19 protein-coding genes are annotated in these 19,325 nt (G+C 41.8%); all 19 read left to right on the top strand.

Annotated features, from left to right (window positions below; translation table 11 throughout):
• The first annotated feature begins 129 nt into the window (after positions 1-129).
• The 19 genes from spoIIIAE (at position 130) to NST12_RS10550 (ending at position 19,177) form a co-directional block, all read left to right on the top strand.
• Positions 130-1,323, top strand: coding sequence for a stage III sporulation protein AE (gene spoIIIAE, locus NST12_RS10640; protein WP_445662330.1), 1,194 nt, complete (start codon positions 130-132; stop codon positions 1,321-1,323).
• 9 nt (positions 1,324-1,332) lie between these two features.
• Positions 1,333-1,950, top strand: a complete 618-nt coding sequence (gene spoIIIAF / locus NST12_RS10635) for a stage III sporulation protein AF (protein WP_048623663.1) — start codon at positions 1,333-1,335, stop codon at positions 1,948-1,950.
• Entirely contained in the window at positions 1,934-2,578 is a 645-nt protein-coding gene (spoIIIAG, locus tag NST12_RS10630) for a stage III sporulation protein AG (protein ID WP_003355299.1), read from the top strand. The genes spoIIIAF and spoIIIAG overlap by 17 nt, the downstream gene beginning before the upstream one ends.
• 17 nt (positions 2,579-2,595) lie before the next feature.
• Positions 2,596-3,156 (top strand): SpoIIIAH-like family protein, encoded by a 561-nt coding sequence (locus tag NST12_RS10625; protein ID WP_048623662.1) that lies wholly within the window; start codon positions 2,596-2,598, stop codon positions 3,154-3,156.
• A gap of 580 nt (positions 3,157-3,736) precedes the next feature.
• On the top strand, positions 3,737-4,246 hold the full coding sequence (accB, locus tag NST12_RS10620) for an acetyl-CoA carboxylase biotin carboxyl carrier protein (RefSeq protein ID WP_003355297.1): 510 nt from the start codon (positions 3,737-3,739) through the stop codon (positions 4,244-4,246).
• 12 nt (positions 4,247-4,258) lie between these two features.
• Positions 4,259-5,611, top strand: coding sequence for an acetyl-CoA carboxylase biotin carboxylase subunit (accC, locus tag NST12_RS10615; RefSeq protein ID WP_003355296.1), 1,353 nt, complete (start codon positions 4,259-4,261; stop codon positions 5,609-5,611).
• Positions 5,612-5,631: 20 nt separating this feature from the next.
• Entirely contained in the window at positions 5,632-6,042 is a 411-nt protein-coding gene (locus NST12_RS10610) for an Asp23/Gls24 family envelope stress response protein (RefSeq protein ID WP_328202017.1), read from the top strand.
• A 221-nt stretch (positions 6,043-6,263) separates the two neighbouring features.
• Entirely contained in the window at positions 6,264-6,659 is a 396-nt protein-coding gene (nusB, locus tag NST12_RS10605) for a transcription antitermination factor NusB (protein ID WP_048623660.1), read from the top strand.
• Positions 6,660-6,672: 13 nt separating this feature from the next.
• Positions 6,673-7,539 carry a bifunctional methylenetetrahydrofolate dehydrogenase/methenyltetrahydrofolate cyclohydrolase FolD gene (folD, locus tag NST12_RS10600; protein ID WP_327796997.1) on the top strand — a complete coding sequence of 289 codons (867 nt, stop codon included), beginning with the start codon at positions 6,673-6,675 and terminating at the stop codon, positions 7,537-7,539.
• Positions 7,540-7,654: 115 nt separating this feature from the next.
• Positions 7,655-9,010 carry an exodeoxyribonuclease VII large subunit gene (gene xseA, locus NST12_RS10595; protein WP_328202020.1) on the top strand — a complete coding sequence of 452 codons (1,356 nt, stop codon included), beginning with the start codon at positions 7,655-7,657 and terminating at the stop codon, positions 9,008-9,010.
• On the top strand, positions 9,000-9,230 hold the full coding sequence (gene xseB / locus NST12_RS10590) for an exodeoxyribonuclease VII small subunit (RefSeq protein WP_003355290.1): 231 nt from the start codon (positions 9,000-9,002) through the stop codon (positions 9,228-9,230). The genes xseA and xseB overlap by 11 nt, the downstream gene beginning before the upstream one ends.
• Before the next feature lie 3 nt (positions 9,231-9,233).
• Positions 9,234-10,121, top strand: coding sequence for a polyprenyl synthetase family protein (locus NST12_RS10585; RefSeq protein WP_048623657.1), 888 nt, complete (start codon positions 9,234-9,236; stop codon positions 10,119-10,121).
• Positions 10,122-10,702: 581 nt separating this feature from the next.
• Positions 10,703-12,595, top strand: coding sequence for a 1-deoxy-D-xylulose-5-phosphate synthase (dxs, locus tag NST12_RS10580; protein WP_048624491.1), 1,893 nt, complete (start codon positions 10,703-10,705; stop codon positions 12,593-12,595).
• A 2-nt stretch (positions 12,596-12,597) separates the two neighbouring features.
• Positions 12,598-13,446, top strand: a complete 849-nt coding sequence (locus NST12_RS10575; RefSeq protein ID WP_003355287.1) for a TlyA family RNA methyltransferase — start codon at positions 12,598-12,600, stop codon at positions 13,444-13,446.
• 284 nt (positions 13,447-13,730) lie between these two features.
• Positions 13,731-14,180, top strand: coding sequence for a transcriptional regulator AhrC/ArgR (gene ahrC, locus NST12_RS10570; protein WP_328202025.1), 450 nt, complete (start codon positions 13,731-13,733; stop codon positions 14,178-14,180).
• Between the two features lie 22 nt (positions 14,181-14,202).
• Positions 14,203-15,894, top strand: a complete 1,692-nt coding sequence (gene recN / locus NST12_RS10565) for a DNA repair protein RecN (RefSeq protein WP_270583231.1) — start codon at positions 14,203-14,205, stop codon at positions 15,892-15,894.
• 108 nt (positions 15,895-16,002) lie between these two features.
• The gene (gene spoIVB, locus NST12_RS10560) at positions 16,003-17,292 is read left to right on the top strand and encodes a SpoIVB peptidase (RefSeq protein WP_341101155.1); all 1,290 of its coding nucleotides are present in this window, start codon (positions 16,003-16,005) and stop codon (positions 17,290-17,292) included.
• Between the two features lie 178 nt (positions 17,293-17,470).
• Positions 17,471-18,259: a sporulation transcription factor Spo0A gene (gene spo0A, locus NST12_RS10555; protein ID WP_003355282.1), complete on the top strand. Its 789-nt coding sequence runs from the start codon at positions 17,471-17,473 to the stop codon at positions 18,257-18,259.
• A gap of 177 nt (positions 18,260-18,436) precedes the next feature.
• Positions 18,437-19,177 carry a glycerophosphodiester phosphodiesterase gene (locus NST12_RS10550; protein ID WP_341029935.1) on the top strand — a complete coding sequence of 247 codons (741 nt, stop codon included), beginning with the start codon at positions 18,437-18,439 and terminating at the stop codon, positions 19,175-19,177.
• The last annotated feature ends 148 nt before the right edge of the window (positions 19,178-19,325 follow it).

The raw sequence follows: 19,325 nt of genomic DNA, 5'->3' as shown, positions 1-19,325 counted from the left end.
TCAATATTCATCGTCGACCATTACTCAAGAGGAAAAACTTCATCCGACTTTTAACCTGAATGCGTTATCCGGGACTTTTGTTCCGGTCGAGGAAAGCAGGACAGAGCCCTTTTAGGATGGTGAAAAAGATTGCGTGTCTATTCAATGCTTTTCGTCTTCGCTCTCTATTCTTTTGCCTTTTCTGGAACTGTTGTCCATGCGGAAGGTTCTTCGGATTCTCGTGAACACCCTTCCCAAAAGGAAATGGTGCAAACCCAGCTGGAAAACCTAGGGGTAGATGAGCTGATGAATTACTGGAAAGAAGTAGTCAATGAATATGGCGGATATCTTCCTGAATCTCAAACAGGATCCCTTATGGATTATTTAAAAGGCGAAAAGCAGTTTTCCATCCAAGCATGGTTTTCAGCCATAGTCAAATTTTCTATTCAAGAAGTGTTAAAGAGTGGAAAACTTTTGGGATCGTTGATCGTGCTCACTGTTTTATGCGCCCTTTTGCAATCGCTTCAAAATGCTTTTGAGCAGGGGACCGTCAGCAAAGTGGCGTATGCCGTTGTTTTTATGGTGCTGATTGTCATTGCATTGAATAGTTTTCACATTGCCATTCAATATTCAAAAGAATCGATTGAACGGATGACTCATTTTTCATTGGCTCTTATTCCTTTGCTTCTTGCGCTTATTGCTGCATCGGGGGGAGCTGTTTCCGCTGCCTTTTTCCATCCCGTTATGATCTTTTTAATGAATACGAGCGGGTTGTTTATTCAAAACATTGTGTTTCCCCTGCTTTTTCTATCTGTCGTGGTCAGCATGGTCAGTTTGTTTTCAAAGGAGTATAAAGCCACTCAGCTTGCCTCCTTGTTAAGAAATTGGAGCATCGGCCTTTTAGGGATTTTGATGGCCGTTTTTCTGGGAGTCGTTTCCGTTCAAGGGACCGCCACCGCTGTGACGGATGGCCTGGCTGTGAGGACTGCGAAATTTGTAACGGGTAATTTTGTCCCTGTTATCGGACGGATGCTCACAGAAACGGCCGATACCGTCATCAGCGCATCCGTGTTGTTAAAAAATACGGTCGGTATAGCCGGTATGGCGATCATACTCATTATTGCCGCTTTTCCGGCTGTAAAAATTTTGCTCATTGCCTTGATCTATAAGGTGGCCGCCTCTGTTTTGCAGCCGATTGGAGCAGGCCCCGTCATAACTTGCTTAGATATTATGAGCAAAAGCATTCTTTATGTCTTTGCCGCTTTGGCGATTGTTTCCATCATGTTTTTTCTCTGTATTACGATAATTGTGACAGCCGGAAATATCACGATGATGATGCGCTAGGAGGTTGACATGGATTTTTTTGCGAAATGGATTGCCAACATCATTCTTTTGCTTTTATTTGCTGTTACCATCGAAATGCTGCTTCCCTCTTCGACCTATCAAAAATATTTAAAAATCATCGTTGGACTTATTTTAATCGTTGTCCTGTTAACGCCGCTGCTCTCGGTGTTTTCCGGCCAATTCCAGCAAGAAATCGTTTCGGCGATCAAAACGAGCGGCGGAGAAACCTGGGAAGCAGAAAATCAATTGAATCAAAAGAAAAATGAAATACAAGCGTCTCAGCGTGAATATATTTTAAAACAGATGGCTGTCCAATTAAAACATTCGGTGGAAAAGGAGCTGATGAAGAAGTACAAAAAAGAAATTGTGGATATTCAAGTGGAAATGAAAGATCAACATGGGTATAAGCAGGAGGATATAAATAAAATCAAGGTGGTTTTAAAAGACGCAAAAGACGGAATGACAGAATCTGTTCAAGAGGTCAATATCGACATTCACGATTCTCGAAGTTCAAAGCCGCATGAAGAAGAGAAAAAAATCGCTGCTTTTTTAGCCAAACAGTGGGGAGAGGATCCGGAAAAAATCGTGGTACTGGATGAAGAGGGGACGGATGGGCATGGATTCTAAAAACAGTTCTGATAAAAAATGGCTCCCGCTAAAACTAGGCGATGGGAAGAACGATAAGAAAAAGAACAAATTGCTGTTTTTGGTGGTCGCTGCCGTTATTGGAGCCGCCTTGATGGCCGCAAGTGATATGTGGAACAAGAAAAATCAGGCAGTTACGACAACTGTGCAGCCCCCTTCGCAAAAAGATGTGGAAACCTTTGCGACAGATAAGAAAACAAAGCCGAAAAACATCCAAGATTACGAAACTCAATATGAAAATCAACTAAAAGAAGCACTTGATGAAATGCTGGGCGTCAATAATGTCACGGTTGTCGTAAATGTAGAAGCAACAGAAAAAAAAGTATTGGAAAAAAACACGAAAACCCAAAAGCAAACGACGGAAGAAAAGGATAAACAAGGAGGGAAAAGAACCATTCAAGATGAAACAAAAGAAGAAAACGTGGTGATGGTCCAAAAAGGTGAAACGGATGAACCGCTCGTCGTAGAAACGATGAAACCGAAAATACGCGGGGTTCTAGTTGTAGCGGAAGGAGCAGAAAACATTGAAGTCAAAAAATGGATTATTGAAGCGGTTACGAGGGTATTGGATGTTCCTAGCTACAGAGTGGCCGTAATGCCTAAAAAATAGAAGGAGGATTCTGAAAAATGCTTTTAAAAAAACAGACTGTATGGCTATTAACCATGCTTAGCCTAGTTGTGGTGCTATCGGTATATTACATTACTTCTCCCGAACAGCCGAAAAACGGCGGCGAATTGGCAGAACAAAAACAAACCAATCCAGCAGCGGATGAATCGGCAAAAGATAAATCGGCCAAAAACCATAATGTGGAAGTCATTACGAAATCTGCGGGGGATGAAGCTTTCGAAGCTCTGCGTCTGGAAATTCAAGATGAACGCAGCAAATTGCGGGAAGAGCTGACCAACAAATTAGCTTCCTCTGATTTGTCTCCTGAAGAAAAAAACAAGGCTTATGACGAGATGGAAAAGCTGACGGAAATGGCAACAAAAGAAAATGTTCTTGAAACGCTGATCAAATCGAAAGGATATAAAGATGCGCTGGTTCGCGATGACGGAAAGCAAATATTAATTACAGTAAAATCGAATGAACATTCCGCTAAAGATGCGAACGAGATCATTCACCTTGTTGAAAAAGAAATGGATAATCAATATTTGCCAATTGCCGTGGAATTCCAGCCTTCTAAATAGCATATAAGAACAGTCTATAGGAATGGAAAACGGCGGACGATAAATCAGTGATATTTCTCAATAGATTTTGAGAGAGGGTATGAGGTTTCACTCACCTGATTCATCTATCTTTGCTTATGAACTTGTTTTTCGGATTGTATGAAAAAGTCCTCAAAGCGAGGAATGAAGAAGAAATCTCATTGAAGTCAAAAGGGATTCAAACAACAAATGTTTTCTGAATATTCCGTGTTATGAAATGGAGCCTTGTCATTCATTTTGAGACAAGGTTTTATTTGTGGGCTGAATGATTTTTCAACGTATTTCTGGTTTTCAAAGAGGGGGACATGATCGCCTTATGAAAAAAAGTATTTGAATTTTTTCTTTTCCGAAAAGCAGGATTGTCATTTGTTTTGGCGAAAACTGAAAAAGTCCGGGAGGAAGAAAAACAATCCTGATCTTTATTATTGCATGAAAAACAGCTAAAATAGGGATATTCATGGAAACATGAATAAAGCTGTTCTTGTCTTTTCACAAATTCTTATCGTATGATGTTATTAATTAGGCTTATTATTTAGTCATTATTTAGGAAAGGGTGCTAAAAATGAAAGTCCAAGAAATTAGGGAGCTAATTAAGCTTGTCGATCAATCAAGCATTGACGAGTTTGTATATGAAGAAGACGGCGCTAAAATCCAAATGAAAAAGCGTGCCGGTGTTACATATGTACAGCAAGAGCCTGTTTCTGTTCAACCTGCTGCATCCCTGCAGCCTGCTGCCGCCCAAGCAGCGGCGCCAAAAGAACAGGCGGCTGTGGAAAAAGCTTCGACAGAGGCGGCGCAAGAGAAAGCAGAAACATCCAATACGGATTCAGCATTACATAAAATTACATCTCCAATGGTCGGAACGTTTTATCAATCTCCGTCTCCAGACGCTGATCCTTACGTAAAAGTAGGATCAAAAGTACAGAAGAATACAGTGGTTTGCATTATAGAAGCCATGAAGTTATTTAATGAAATAGAGGCAGAAGTAGACGGAGAAATTGTGGAAGTGCTAGTAAAAGACGGACAATTGGTGGAATATGGGCAACCGTTGTTTCTAGTGAAAACAGAATAAGGAGAGATCGGCATGATAAAAAAACTACTGGTTGCGAACCGTGGGGAAATTGCGGTCCGAATTATTCGCGCTTGTCGGGAATTAGGTATAGAGACCGTCGCCATTTATTCGGAAGCAGATAAAGAAGCGCTCCATGTCCAGCTTGCGGATGAAGCTTATTGCGTTGGTCCGAAGACATCAAAAGAAAGCTATTTGAACATGACGAATATCATCAGCGTAGCCACCTTGACTAACTGTGATGCGATTCACCCTGGATATGGATTTTTGTCGGAAAACGCCGATTTCGCAGAATTATGCCGTGAATGCAATATCACGTTTGTTGGCCCTTCACCGGAAGCCATTTCTAAAATGGGAACGAAAGACGTAGCGAGAGAAACGATGAAAAAAGCCGGTGTTCCAATCGTTCCGGGATCTCATGGGATTATCAAAAACATCGATGAAGCCCTATCACTGGCTGAGGAAATTGGCTATCCTGTGATTATAAAAGCGACCGCAGGCGGTGGCGGAAAAGGCATTCGCGTTGCCAGAAATCCACAGGATCTGGAAAAAGGAATCAATATTACTCAACAAGAAGCGGCTACTGCTTTTGGCAACCCCGGTGTATACATCGAAAAATACATTGAAGATTTCCGTCATGTAGAAATCCAAATTTTGGCGGACCAATACGGCAACGTCATTCATTTAGGTGAACGGGATTGTTCGATACAAAGACGTCTGCAAAAATTGTTGGAAGAATCTCCATCACCTGCTTTAGACGGTGAAATTCGAAAAGAAATGGGAGAAGCGGCCGTGAAAGCGGCAAAGGCGGTTGATTATACAGGAGCCGGTACGATAGAATTTATTTATGATTATCGTAACCGCCAATTTTATTTCATGGAAATGAATACCCGGATTCAAGTGGAGCATCCTGTAACAGAACTGGTTACTGGCGTTGATCTTGTGAAAGAACAAATTCGTATCGCTTCTGGAGAACAACTTTCCCTTAAACAAGAAGACGTGACTTTTCATGGATGGGCGATTGAATGCCGTATCAATGCAGAGAATCCTGAGAAAAATTTCATGCCTTCCCCGGGCAGAATCCAAATGTATTTGCCGCCGGGAGGGCTTGGAGTTCGTGTGGATTCCGCTGCGTATCCAGGCTATATGATTCCTCCTTATTACGATTCTATGATCGCCAAATTAATTGCTTACGGCGATACCCGCGAAGAAGCGATCGCCCGGATGAAACGTGCTTTAAGCGAGTTTGTCATTGATGGTGTTCATACAACCATTCCGTTTCATTTGAAATTATTAGCGCATGAAAAGTTCGTGGAAGGAGACTTTAATACAAAGTTTCTTGAGATGTATGATGTGATGAACACATAATATGCCCGGAGGTGCAGAAAATGGTTGAAAATAACCAACTGTTGGAAATGAACAATGATGAAAATGAGCTGGGGAAAATAGAGATTGCGCCTGAAGTCATTGAAGTGATTGCCGGAATTGCCGCTTCTGAAGTAGAGGGCGTTGCTCAAATGCGCGGAAGTTTTGCGTCGGGTGTAGCGGAACGTTTAGGACGGAAAAACCATGGGAAAGGTGTAAAAGTGGAGTTGACAGACGAAAGCATGAAGGTGGACGTCTATTGTGTCGTCCATTTTGGCATCTCCATCCCGTCTGTAGCTCAAAAAGTTCAAGACAGTATTCGCCAGGCGCTGCTCAATATGACATCGCTTGAGGCTGATGAAGTAAATGTCCATATTGTAGGAGTACAATTTGAAACGAAAACGAGTGACGGCGAAATTGAACAAGAAGTGTAAAAATAGCTGACCCCATGCCGAGGATCATGTCCCTCCTCATCTTTGTCTGAATAAAGACAACAATTCTTGAGTGATAAGGAGGGGCGGGTCTTTTTGGGTCGGCCTCTTTTTGTACGTGCCGTTATGCGAATGGTCGCTTAATTGGTCGGAACTTCTTTTCTCATTTTTGATTGTCTTGATATAATACCAGCAAGAAATACATAAAAAGAAGGAGAGCACGAATGAACAGAAGAGAAGCGCGCGAAAAAAGTCTGCAAGCGTTATATCAGATCGATGTAAGCGGTGCGGATCCAGCGGAAGCTATCCGAAATGTAGTCCCTGAAGAAGTGGACGACAGTTATGTGCATCAATGTGTACTCGGTACATATGAACATCTGGATGAAATAGATGGCTGCATTAAACAGCATTTGGAAAATTGGTCATTTGACCGCTTGGCAAAAGTCGACCGCAATATTTTAAGATTGGCTGTCTACGAAATGAAATATCGGGAAGATGTTCCCGCCAATGTGGCAATCAATGAGGCAGTAGAAATCGGCAAACGATTTGGAGACGAACGTTCAGGAAAATTTATTAACGGTGTTTTATCAAGAATTAAAAAGTCGCTAGAGAATAAATAGGAGGCGAAAAGCATTGGCAGGCAAACTAATTGATGGGAAAGCGGCGGCAAAGGAAATTCGTGAAGAAATAAAAAAAGAAGTGGATGAATTAAAAGCGCAAGGTGTTGTTCCGGGTCTTGCCGTGATACTGGTCGGAGATGATCCCGCATCCCATACGTATGTAAGGAATAAAGAAAAAGGCTGTAAGGAAGTAGGCATTCATTCGGAAATTTATAAATACCCTGCTGCCATTTCGGAAGCCGAGCTGCTCGATAAAATCCGCGAATTGAATGAGGATAAGCGAATTCATGGCATTCTTGTTCAGCTGCCGCTTCCTGGTCACATTTCCGAATCAAAAGTCATTGACACGATTTCTCCAGAAAAAGATGTCGATGGGTTTCATCCGGTGAACGTTGGGAAAATGGTAATAGGAAAAGAAGGGTTTTTGCCGTGTACCCCATATGGCATTATGAAACTGCTGGAAAGGGAACAGATCGATTTGCAAGGAAAACGGGCAGTTGTCATTGGGCGGAGCAACATTGTTGGAAAGCCTGCCGGACTTTTATTACTTCAGCGTAATGCGACTGTCACTTATTGTCATTCTAAAACAGAAGATCTTTCGTATCATACGAAACAAGCCGATATCATCATAGCGGCAGTTGGAAAAGCGAAATTTTTAAAAGCAGAAGATGTGAAAGAAGGGGCTGTCATCGTTGATGTCGGTATGAACCGCGACGAAAACGGAAAGCTTTGCGGGGACGTTGACTTTGAATCCGTTCGAGAAAAAGCAAGCTTCATTACTCCTGTGCCTGGTGGAGTTGGACCGATGACGATTACGATGTTGCTTTACAATACGGTTCAATCAGCCAAAAGAATGGTAAAAGATCGCATTTCCAATTGATTCATAGTACAATAATAAAAAAGAAGGCTGCCTTCCAGCGATTGGCGTGGAATGCAGCTTTTCTTATGACATTCCGGCAGCCGTAGCCGGGAAAAAGACGAAAAGGTGATTTTTTATGAATCAGCCAGCGTATTTAACGGTGAAGGCATTAACGAAATATCTCAAAAGAAAATTCGATGCGGATCCGTACCTTCGAAACGTCATGGTAAAAGGTGAAATTTCCAATTTCAAACAGCATACGAGCGGACATATGTATTTTACGTTAAAGGACGACCAGGCGAGAATTTTGGCCGTGATGTTTTCCACGATGAATAGACGATTAAAATTTCAACCTGAAAATGGCATGCAAGTGTTAGTTAAAGGGGAAATCACGGTATATGAAGCGAGCGGCCAGTATCAAATTTATGTCAAGGAAATGCAGCCGGACGGGATTGGCGAATTGTTTCTGGCCTTTGAACAATTGAAAGAAAAATTGGAAAAAGAAGGCCTCTTTCGTCCGGAATTAAAGAAAAAAATCCCGTCATTTCCTGCGGCTGTTGGAGTCGTTACTTCTCCGACGGGAGCCGCCATTCGTGATATTATAACGACTATTAAAAGACGATTTCCCATCACTAAAGTATATGTTTATCCGGCGCTTGTTCAAGGAGAAAATGCCGCTAGTTCTGTGGCGAAAGCCATTGCTGAAGCGAATCGCAATGAAGAGATTGATGTTCTGATCGTTGGCCGTGGCGGTGGATCGATCGAGGAGTTATGGGCATTCAATGAAGAAGTGGTGGCCAGAGCCATTCACCATTCCCGTATCCCGGTTATATCCGCCGTCGGACATGAAACGGATTTCACCATCGCGGATTTCGTTGCCGATATGAGAGCGCCGACGCCAACGGGAGCCGCTGAATTGGCCGTACCGCAAATAGAGGACGTATTGGAGAAAGTGTTGACGAAAAAAATGCGCTTGATTCGGGCCGTTTCAGAAAAGGTAAATAGAGAACGAAAACGTTATGAAGCGCTGAAGGATTCCTATGTTTTGCGCAATCCGGCATCGATATACGTTCAGAAAATGGAGAAAGTGGACAGGCTGACGGAAAAATTAATAAGGGAACAGAGATTTCAGTTTCATCGTTTGCAAGATTATTATTCTTATTTGAGCAAACAACTATTCAAACATCATCCGGGAAAACGAATTCAACTAGCTTCAGAAAATGTAGAACATCAGCAGCTTGAGCTTCACAAACAAATGGTTCGCTATTTGAATGAGCATAAGAAAAAGCTGGGAAATACTTTATCGGTTTTTAGTGCCCTCAATCCTATGAAAATTATGGAAAGAGGTTATGGCGTTGTGTTTTCGGAAGATCAAACGGTCATCAAAAGCACCGAACAAGTGGATCGAGGAGACAATATTCAAATCCGTCTTTCAGACGGTCAATTGGATTGCCGAGTAACGGAAGTAAGGAGGGATCATAATGGCAATTGAGCAGGAACTATCATTTGAACAAGCGATGGAACAATTGGAGGACATTGTGAGAAAGCTGGAAGAAGGAAATGTTCCATTGGAAGAAGCGATTTCAATCTATAAAAAAGGTATGGAACTTTCTAAGCTTTGCCATGATAAATTGCAAGATGCGGAAGAACAGGTAGCAAAGCTCATGACTGAAGAAGGCGAAAGAGAATTTCGCATTCAAGAGGAGGAGTAGACATTGTCCCAATCTACGTTGGCCGATTTTATGAAAGAATACAAACAAAAAATAGAACAGAAATTAAGATTTTATATTTCCTCTTTGGACTCTCCTCCCGTTTTAAAAGAAGCGATGGATTATTCTTTACAGGCGGGCGGAAAAAGAATACGTCCGGTTCTTTTATTTGCTGCTATTAACAGTTTTGGGAAAGACCCTGAAAGGGGAATGGATGCAGCAGCCGCTCTCGAAATGATTCATACTTATTCTTTAATCCATGATGACTTGCCAAGTATGGATGATGACGATTTGCGCCGCGGAAAACCGACGAACCATAAAGTTTACGGAGAGGCAAACGCTATTTTGGCAGGAGATGCGCTATTGACGTACGCTTTTCAAATTATCGCTCAATCACCTGACTTGTATGAAAAAGAAAAAGTGGCTATCATAGAGCAATTGGCTAAAGCGGCGGGACCGGAAGGAATGGTAGCAGGGCAAGTCGCAGATATGGAAGGTGAAAAAAAAGCTCTTACTTTAGAGGAACTAGAAGCCGTTCATAGAAATAAAACCGGGCGATTGATTGCCTTTAGCGTAAGAGCCGGGGCTTTGATCGGCGGGGCAACGGAAGCAGAATTGGCTGTTTTCGAAAGATATGCCTACCACATCGGAATTGCGTTTCAAATTCAAGATGATATATTGGACATAGTCGGCTCAGAGGAAAAACTCGGAAAAAGAGTCGGAAGTGATATAGCGAACCACAAAAATACGTATCCGGCTTTATTAACCGTTAGCGGGGCGAGAGAAAAATTAAAAGAACATGTCCATCAAGCAATAGAAGAGTTGAACCGTTTAAACGTTGAGACAGCTCTTTTAAAAGATATTGCCCTAATGATTGCCACCAGGGACAGCTAATGACGTGAAATTTCCATCATCGGGAGTGTTTGCATCCTTCTCTGAAGATGAGTCGAACCAATCGGGTATATACGGTTAGTCTACATCGTTTTTCAATGGAGATTCGAGTCTCCGGATAAAGGAGTGCACTATCTCTCAAAATGGTTTGTGGGGTCATTCGTTTTGTGATATGATCAAATACAAAGTGACATTAGCATTATCGAGATGCTGTTCGACAGCTCAGGTTCCAGTCATATCAATAAAGGCACTGCCGAAAAATGAAATCTCTCATACACGAAAAAAGCGGATAAGGCTTAGTGGACGGAAGCTTTAGGAAAAGACGGCAGCTGAAAAGCCCGATTTGAATATCGGGATGATGCGGACGTTTAAGCGGTCGAAGAAAAGAGCTGCTGTCATAAAGGTGTGAGCGTTTTTGCCCAACGTTCTTGTGCTTTCCGTTCGATGTATTGAGATTTATTGCTTTGAGTTTTTGAGGCAAGTGCTCCTAAACAAATGGCTTCTTCCAATGTTTAGGAAGCGGTCTTAATGCCTGTTTAAGCAGAATCATTGAAATCTGAACAGAATGAAAGCGAGTGATCCTCTTGGATCTATTATCAATAAAAGACCCTTCTTTTTTACGAAATTTAAGCATACAAGAATTAGAAGCATTAAGTGCTGATATACGTCAATTCCTGATCGAAAAACTTTCTAAAACAGGCGGGCATATCGGACCCAATCTCGGGGTAGTGGAGTTAACCATTGCGCTCCATCGTTGTTTTCAAAGTCCACAGGACAAAATTCTATGGGACGTCGGCCACCAGTCTTATGTCCATAAAATTTTGACGGGACGCGCCGATCAATTTGATACGCTTCGCCAATATAAAGGCCTCTCTGGTTTTCCAAAGCATTCTGAAAGTGAACATGATGTTTGGGAAACGGGCCATAGCTCCACTTCGTTATCTGCAGCGATGGGAATGGCCATTGCCAGAGATTTAAAAAATGAATCGTCTTATATTGTACCCGTTATTGGAGACGGAGCGTTAACAGGAGGAATGGCATTAGAGGCGCTGAATCATATTGGTCACGAAAAAAAAGACATGATCGTCGTCTTAAATGACAATGAAATGTCGATCGCTCCAAATGTAGGCGCTCTTCACAGTATGTTGGGCAGATTGCGAACAGCGGGGAAATATAATCGAGTGAAGGACGAATTAGAACAATTATTGAAAAAAATCCCGGCTGTAGGCGGAAAGATTGCCCAAACGGCTGAGAGGTTAAAAGACAGCTTGAAATATTTGGTTGTCAATGGCGTTTTTTTTGAAGAACTCGGATTCAAATATTTTGGTCCGATTAACGGCCACGATTTTCATGAATTGATTGAAAATATTCAGTATGCCAAAAAAACAAAGGGACCTGTGCTTCTTCACGTCATTACGAAAAAAGGGAAAGGGTACCAGCCTGCCGAGTCGGACAGAAAAGGAACATGGCATGGAACCGGACCATATAAGATTGAAACAGGGGATATCATCAAACCGGTAGATGCTCCTCCGGCTTGGAGTGCAGTGGTCAGTGAAACCGTCCGAAAATTGGCCAGAACGGACAAACGAATTGTGGCGATTACTCCGGCAATGCCGGTCGGATCGAAATTGCTTGGGTTTGCCGAAGAATTTCCGGATCGGATGTTTGATGTTGGAATTGCAGAGCAGCATGCAGCCACGATGGCCGCCGGTTTGGCTACACAAGGCATGAAACCTTATTTAGCTATATATTCCACCTTTTTGCAAAGAGCATATGACCAGGTAGTTCATGATATATGCCGTCCTAATTTGAATGTGTTCATTGGTATTGACCGCGCCGGACTTGTGGGCGCAGACGGGGAAACGCATCAAGGCGTCTTTGATATTGCCTTTTTAAGGAGCTTGCCTAATCTTGTTTTAATGATGCCAAAGGACGAAAATGAAGGCCAAAACATGGTGTATACCGCGTTGCAATATGATGATGGCCCCATTGCGATGAGATTCCCCCGCGGAAACGGGCTAGGCGTACCAATGGACGAGGAATTTACAGCCATTCCGATTGGAACATGGGAAGTGTTGAAAGAGGGCAAAGATGCGGCTATTCTTACTTTTGGCACGACCATTCCTATGGCATTGGAGGCAGCGAAAGAATTGGAGAAGCAGGGGCAGTCTGTCAAAGTGGTCAATGCCCGCTTTATTAAGCCGCTTGATGAAGAGATGCTGCTCTCGATTTTAAAGGAAAACATCCCTATTCTCACGATCGAAGAAGCGGTTCTTCAAGGGGGATTTGGAAGCGCGGTGATGGAATTTGCCCACGACCGTGGTTTCCACCATACCGTCATTGAACGCATGGGAATACCGGACCGTTTTATTGAACATGGCAGTGTCAACAAGTTGCTGGAAGAAATGGATCTTACTTTTGAACATGCAGTGAAGATTCTTCATTCCATCATTCCAGAAAAAAAGAAAAGGGCTTGATTATGAAAGTAAAAAAACAGCGACTAGATGTGCTACTTGTGGAAAGAGGATTAATAGAGACAAGAGAAAAAGCAAAAAGAGCAATCATGGCGGGAACCGTTTTCTCCAACGAGACTAGGCTTGAAAAACCGGGAGACAAGGTTCCGGAGGACATTCCTTTAGAAATAAAGGGAAATCCGTTGCCATATGTTAGCCGTGGAGGTTTAAAGCTAGAAAAAGCGTTAAAAGAATTTGATGTGGATATAAAAGGAAAAATTTTATTGGATATCGGAGCTTCTACCGGAGGATTTACGGATTGTGCTCTTCAAAACGGAGCAAAAATGTCGTATGCATTGGACGTCGGATATAATCAATTAGCATGGAAATTGAGAAAAGATGAACGCGTAGTGGTCATGGAACGTACTAATTTTCGCTATGTACAGCCGGAAAATTTTACAAAAGGCTTGCCTAATTTTGCTACCATTGATGTTTCATTTATCTCATTGCGATTGATTTTTCCGGTGTTGAAAAAAGTGCTGGTGCCTTCCAGTGATTGCATTGCCTTAATTAAACCGCAGTTTGAAGCGGGAAGGGAACAAGTAGGAAAAAAAGGAATCGTTCGTGATCCTCGCGTTCATCAAGAAGTAATCGAACAAACAATCGATTTTGCTGCCAAAGAAGGATATATAGTCAAAAATTTATCGTACTCTCCCATTACAGGAGGAGACGGAAATATTGAATTTTTGCTCCATCTTTTTTGGCCGGGAGAGAGCCGATCGATCGAGCAAGAGGATCAAAAATATCCTTTTTCGATTGAATCGATCGTAAAAGAAGCTCACGAGCAGTTCAAAAAATCGAAAGATCCATCTTAAAAACAGGAGACGGACGGAATTGCCTTGCTTCCGGGAGGCGGCCGGGTCTCCTTTTCAGTGTAATGGCGGCTCTTTAATGGTAGGCCGTTTTTCTTTTTGTTTTCGCATATTTGTTTTACACAACAGGAGATACTACAATACAGATTCTCGGCATCGGCCTTTAGAAAAGAACGCGGCAGACCCGGATGCCCGGGCGAAGAACTATGACTATACTTCCTCGTTCATTTAATATATGATAAATGTATAAACAAGCATGTTTATACAAAGTTTATGGGGTGTTATACATGAATAAAGGACAACGCCATATTAAAATTCGCGAATTTATTGCACATCATGATATTGAGACTCAAGACGAGCTTGTTGAATATTTGCGAAAAGCAGGATTTAATGTTACGCAGGCGACTGTTTCCAGAGATATAAAAGAATTGCACCTTGTCAAAGTGCCATTGCCGGATGGCAGATACAAATACAGTCTTCCGGCTGATCAGCGTTTTAATCCGTTGCAAAAATTGAAAAGAGCTTTGCTTGACGCTTTTGTCAGCATTGATTCCGCAGGGCATTTTGTGGTGTTGAAAACGCTCCCCGGCAATGCTCATGCTGTAGGAGCTCTGCTTGATAATTTAGATTGGGAAGAAATTTTGGGAACCATCTGCGGCGACGACACTTGCTTAATTATTTGCAGAGAACAGGAACATACAGAGTTGTTGAAAAAACGATTTCTGGAAATGTTGTAATAACAGGTTTGGAGGGATGTAATTGCTGCAAGAATTATCCATCCACAATTTTGCCATTATCGATGAACTTTCCCTCTCCCTCGATAAAGGATTGACGGTTTTAACCGGTGAAACCGGGGCCGGTAAATCGATTATTATTGATGCCATCTCGCTGTTGATAGGCGGAAGAGGTTCTGCTGAATTTGTCCGGCACGGAGAAAAAAAGGCAGAAATTGAAGGGTTGTTTTTGCTGGATAATCCCGATCATCCTTGTTATCAAAAAGCAGAGGAATTGGGAATCGACATTGAAGATGGAATGATTGTCCTTCGCCGGGAGATTTCGACTTCTGGAAAAAGTGTCTGCCGAATTAATGGGAAGCTGGTCACGATATCCATTTTGAGGGAGATTGGCGCCTCCCTCGTCGATATTCATGGTCAGCATGAGCATCAAGAACTGTTAAATCCCGCTCTCCATTTGCAATTGCTGGACGAATTTGCAGGCAAAGAATTGGAGAAAGCCAAGATGAGCTATCAAGAGCTGTATGAGCAATACGTAAAAACGAAACAAAGAATTAGCCAATTAAGCGAGAATGAACAAGAGATGGCTCATCGACTCGATCTCATTCAATTCCAACTGAATGAAATTCAAAGCGCTGACTTGCAGCTGAATGAAGATGAAAAGCTGCTGAATGAAAAACGAAAACTTTCCAATTATGAAAAGTTATATGAAGCCATTACGACAAGCTACGATGGCCTGCAAGGGGAAGGAAAAGGACTCGATTGGGTCGGCCTTGTCATGAGCTATTTAGAGACAGCTGCTGAACTGGATAGTGAATACGAACCCGTTTATAAAAATGTGTCAAACGCTTATTATATGCTGGAAGACGCTGCAAGGCAAATCAGCGGAGAAATGGATACGATCGAATTTGATCCTAACAGATTAAATGAAATTGAAGCCCGATTGAATGAAATCAATCTTCTGAAAAGAAAATACGGACAAAGCATTGAAGAGATTTTGGAGTACGGGGCCAAAATAGAAGAAGAGATCGAAACTTTAACCCATAAAGAAACCAGGCTCGAGGATTTGGAAAAAAAATTAGCGTCCATCAAACAAGATCTGTTATTGGAAGCGAAAAATTTGAGCAATTTGCGCAAAAAATGGGCAGAAACACTGACTGAAGCGATTCACCACGAATTAAAACAGCTTTATATGGACAAGACTGTATTTGAAATTCGATTCCTACCTGTGGAAGAAGACACATTCCATAAAGACGGGATCGATCAAGTGGAATTTTATATTTCTACCAATCCGGGCGAACCCTTGAAACCTTTAGCAAAAGTGGCTTCTGGAGGAGAATTGTCGCGGATTATGCTGGCGTTGAAAACGATTTTCTCCAGCCACCAAGGGGTTACTTCCATCATATTTGATGAAGTGGATACAGGGGTTAGCGGCCGCGTCGCACAGGCGATTGGCGAAAAAATTTATCAAGTATCTGTTCAATCCCAAGTTCTGTGCATTTCTCATCTGCCGCAGGTCGCGGCCATGGCGGACACTCATTTATATATTTCCAAAGAGACCGACGAAGGACGGACTAGAACGTCTGTCAAACCGTTGGAATATGAAGAAAAAGTAAAAGAGATCGGCCGGATGATTTCGGGAGTAGAAATGACCACTTTGACGAAGCAGCATGCAAAGGAACTGCTTGACTTGGCCAAATCCATTAAACAAGTTTGAAAAGCTATCCTAAATTGGATAGCTTTTTGCTGTTTACACAGTTATAAATCCATTCCGGAAAGGTCAAATTAAAAGTGTAGCCTAATAAGAAGCGAGGAGAGTGAAAAGATGAGTTTGGATCGTCTAAGGAAAATAATTGGTGGAATTCTCCTTGTTTCTTTGATCATGGCTTTGGTGTGTCAGCCTGTTGAAAAATACATGTCCATACCAAAATCGATATCTTTGCCAGAAGGAGAACAAATTTCTTTCGGCAAATCTCAAGCAGTGAGTGCATTTGCTTCTTCAAAGGACCATGTTGATGTTCATAATCGAAAAAGTGCGTTTTCTATAAAAGGAAAGGATATAGGAAAAGAAGAAGTATTGCTGGAATATGCAGGATTTCCAATGAAAAAAGTGGATATACGAGTAGTCAAAAACATTAAAATCATACCCGGCGGCCAATCGATAGGGGTAAAATTAAATTCGCTAGGCGTCCTCGTCGTAGGTCATCACTTGGTAGATTCTGCATCTGGGAAAAAATCACCTGGTGAGGAAGCCGGCATTCGAGTCGGTGACATTATAACGGAAATCAATGGTCAACCCGTAGAAAAATTAAACGATATTTCTCGATTAATAAAGCATGCCGGCATTGAAAAAAAGCCGCTGGAAGTCATAGTGATAAGAGATAACCAAAAAATCAAAACAAAACTTCTTCCACTAAAAGACAAAAACGAAAATACCTACAAACTGGGGCTTTATATCCGAGATTCAGCAGCAGGAATCGGTACGATGACCTTTTATGATCCAAAAACAAAAAAATATGGCGCTTTGGGTCATGTCATTTCCGATATGGATACAAAAAAACCGATCCTTGTTCATGATGGCAATATTGTACGATCGACCGTGACTTCTATTGAAAAAGGACGTCATGGCGATCCTGGAGAAAAGTTAGCCCGGTTTTCAGAAGATCGCCAAACGATCGGCGATATTCGCAAAAACAGCTCGTTTGGCATTTTCGGCAAATTAAATCAAAATATCTCGAATGGAGTATTAAACAAGCCGATGCCAGTGGCTTTATCTTATCAAGTAAAAGAAGGACCGGCTAAAATATTGACGGTTTTAAATGGTGAAAAAGTGGAATCTTATGATATTGAAATTGTCAGCACGATTCCGCAAAAATATCCCGCTACCAAAGGAATGGTGATCAAAATAACCGACCCGAGACTACTCGATAAAACAGGTGGAATTGTTCAAGGGATGAGCGGGAGCCCCATTATACAAGATGGAAAAATTGTGGGTGCCGTAACCCATGTTTTTGTCAACGATCCAACTTCCGGCTATGGCGTTCACATTGAATGGATGTTGCATGAAGCGGGGATCGATATTTACGGAAATAAAAATAAAAAAGCAGCAAGTTAAAAACCAGATGGAGCAATCCACCTGGTTTTTTCTTTTCAAAAACGAAAACTGCTAAAATCTTCATTAAAAATTTGAAAACTTAAAGGATTTTTTTTGGATTTGTCGAAAAAATAATTCAGAGAATGAATATAATGAGAAATATAAAAGAGAGAAATCAGGATTGAGGAGGAAACCTGTAGTGAAAAAAATAAAAGTGGCTGTTGTTGACGATAATCGCGAATTGGTGAATTTGTTGGTAGACGCTATTTCTTCTCAAGAAGATATGGAAGTAGCGGGGGTTGCTTACAATGGACATGATTGCTTGGAAATGCTCCCAAGAACGGCTCCCGATGTGTTAATATTGGATATTATCATGCCTCATTTTGATGGATTGGCTGTACTGGAAAGTATCAGAGAGAATCCTTTGGAGAAAACGCCGAATGTCATTATGCTAACAGCTTTTGGACAGGAAGATGTGACGAAAAAAGCTGTTGAATTAGGAGCTTCTTATTTTATTTTAAAGCCTTTTGATATGGAAAATTTGATCAGCCATATTCGTCAAGTAAGCGGATCAGCACCATCGATTCTAAAAAAATCCACTCATTTTTCCCGAATGGCCTCCGAGCAAAAGCCGAAAAATTTAGATGCAAGCATTACGAGCATTATTCATGAAATTGGTGTGCCGGCTCATATTAAAGGCTATTTATATTTGCGCGAAGCCATCGCAATGGTGTACAACGACATTGAACTGCTGGGATCCATTACCAAAATCCTGTATCCGGATATCGCTAAGAAATACAATACGACCGCAAGCCGAGTGGAGCGGGCGATCCGTCATGCCATCGAAGTTGCTTGGAGCCGTGGAAATATAGAATCCATTTCTTCTTTATTTGGTTATACGGTGAGCATGTCGAAAGCAAAACCTACGAACAGTGAGTTTATCGCGATGGTAGCCGATAAGCTGAGATTGGAGCATAAAGCTTCTTAAATATCCGTTTGGACGATCATTTTAACGATCGTTGCAATGTCTGATCCATTTTTACTCAGCGTTAAAGACTTCTTTCATTTTTATGTATGAACATTCTTTTTTGGTCAAATGGTAAGCCTCTGAAAGAATGTTCTTTTTTGTTCCAAAGGAAAAATGGATTAAGGGGATGAGTGGGTCGTGACTCTCATATTTGCCCATAGAGGGTTTTCCAGCATTGAGCCGGAAAATACGATGTCGGCTTTTCAAGAAGCGGAAAAATGCGGTGCTGATGGAATCGAATTAGATGTGCAATTGACAAAAGACGGCGAAGTAGTGGTTATTCATGATGAAAAGGTGGATCGTACCACCAATGGAAAAGGGTATGTAAAAGATTACACGTTGAGCGAGCTGCAGCAATTGAACGCACACTATATTTTTAAAAAACAGAACGAAAAAGTGCGAATTCCAACGTTAAAAGAAGTGTTTGACTGGTTGGCCGGAAATCATTTGATTTGCAATGTAGAAATAAAAAGCCACGAATTTCAGCAATTCCATTTAGAGGAAAAAGTCATTGCATTCATCCGCCGCTATGGATTTGAAAAACGAGTGATTCTTTCTTCTTTTAATCATTACTCGATCGTTCATTGTTATCGGCTGGCGCCCGATGTGGAAACGGCCCTTTTGTATTCCTACGGGATATATTTACCGTGGGTCTATGCGAAAGGATTACATGCAAGAGCCATTCATCCCCATTATCAGACATTAACGGAAGAAATCGTTCAAATGTCCCGTCAAAATGGAATTAAAGTACGTCCTTATACCGTTAACCGTGAGAAAGACATGAAACGCCTTTTTGCGATGGGGTGTGACGCCATTATCACGGACGAACCGAAGAAAGCACTCCGGTTGCGGCAAAGTGATGGCCAATCGTCATCATAAAAAGAACGACAATGTGGATATTTTATATACTCAATGGAAATGGATTAGATCAGTTAAATGAAACGGCTTCGAGGAAAACATTCCCTTGAAGCCGCTAATCTTGTTTGTGGACAATCTTTTCAAGCAAAATCCATTTTGCGAACACGAA

Source organism: Bacillus sp. FSL W8-1127, assembly GCF_038006725.1.
GTDB lineage: Bacteria > Bacillota > Bacilli > Bacillales > DSM-4216 > Bacillus_O > Bacillus_O smithii.
Note: the sequence above shows the minus strand (reverse complement) of the source record. Positions and strands in the feature narration are given on the sequence as shown.

Bases quoted from the DNA above. Each gene is read 5' to 3' on its own strand.
- spoIIIAF (WP_048623663.1), top strand. From the start codon at position 1,333: ATGGATTTTTTTGCGAAATGGATTGCCAACATCATTCTTTTGCTTTTA.
- spoIIIAG (WP_003355299.1), top strand. From the start codon at position 1,934: ATGGGCATGGATTCTAAAAACAGTTCTGATAAAAAATGGCTCCCGCTA.
- NST12_RS10625 (WP_048623662.1), top strand. From the start codon at position 2,596: ATGCTTTTAAAAAAACAGACTGTATGGCTATTAACCATGCTTAGCCTA.
- accB (WP_003355297.1), top strand. From the start codon at position 3,737: ATGAAAGTCCAAGAAATTAGGGAGCTAATTAAGCTTGTCGATCAATCA.
- accC (WP_003355296.1), top strand. From the start codon at position 4,259: ATGATAAAAAAACTACTGGTTGCGAACCGTGGGGAAATTGCGGTCCGA.
- NST12_RS10610 (WP_328202017.1), top strand. From the start codon at position 5,632: ATGGTTGAAAATAACCAACTGTTGGAAATGAACAATGATGAAAATGAG.
- nusB (WP_048623660.1), top strand. From the start codon at position 6,264: ATGAACAGAAGAGAAGCGCGCGAAAAAAGTCTGCAAGCGTTATATCAG.
- xseA (WP_328202020.1), top strand. From the start codon at position 7,655: ATGAATCAGCCAGCGTATTTAACGGTGAAGGCATTAACGAAATATCTC.
- xseB (WP_003355290.1), top strand. From the start codon at position 9,000: ATGGCAATTGAGCAGGAACTATCATTTGAACAAGCGATGGAACAATTG.
- NST12_RS10575 (WP_003355287.1), top strand. From the start codon at position 12,598: ATGAAAGTAAAAAAACAGCGACTAGATGTGCTACTTGTGGAAAGAGGA.
- ahrC (WP_328202025.1), top strand. From the start codon at position 13,731: ATGAATAAAGGACAACGCCATATTAAAATTCGCGAATTTATTGCACAT.
- spoIVB (WP_341101155.1), top strand. From the start codon at position 16,003: ATGAGTTTGGATCGTCTAAGGAAAATAATTGGTGGAATTCTCCTTGTT.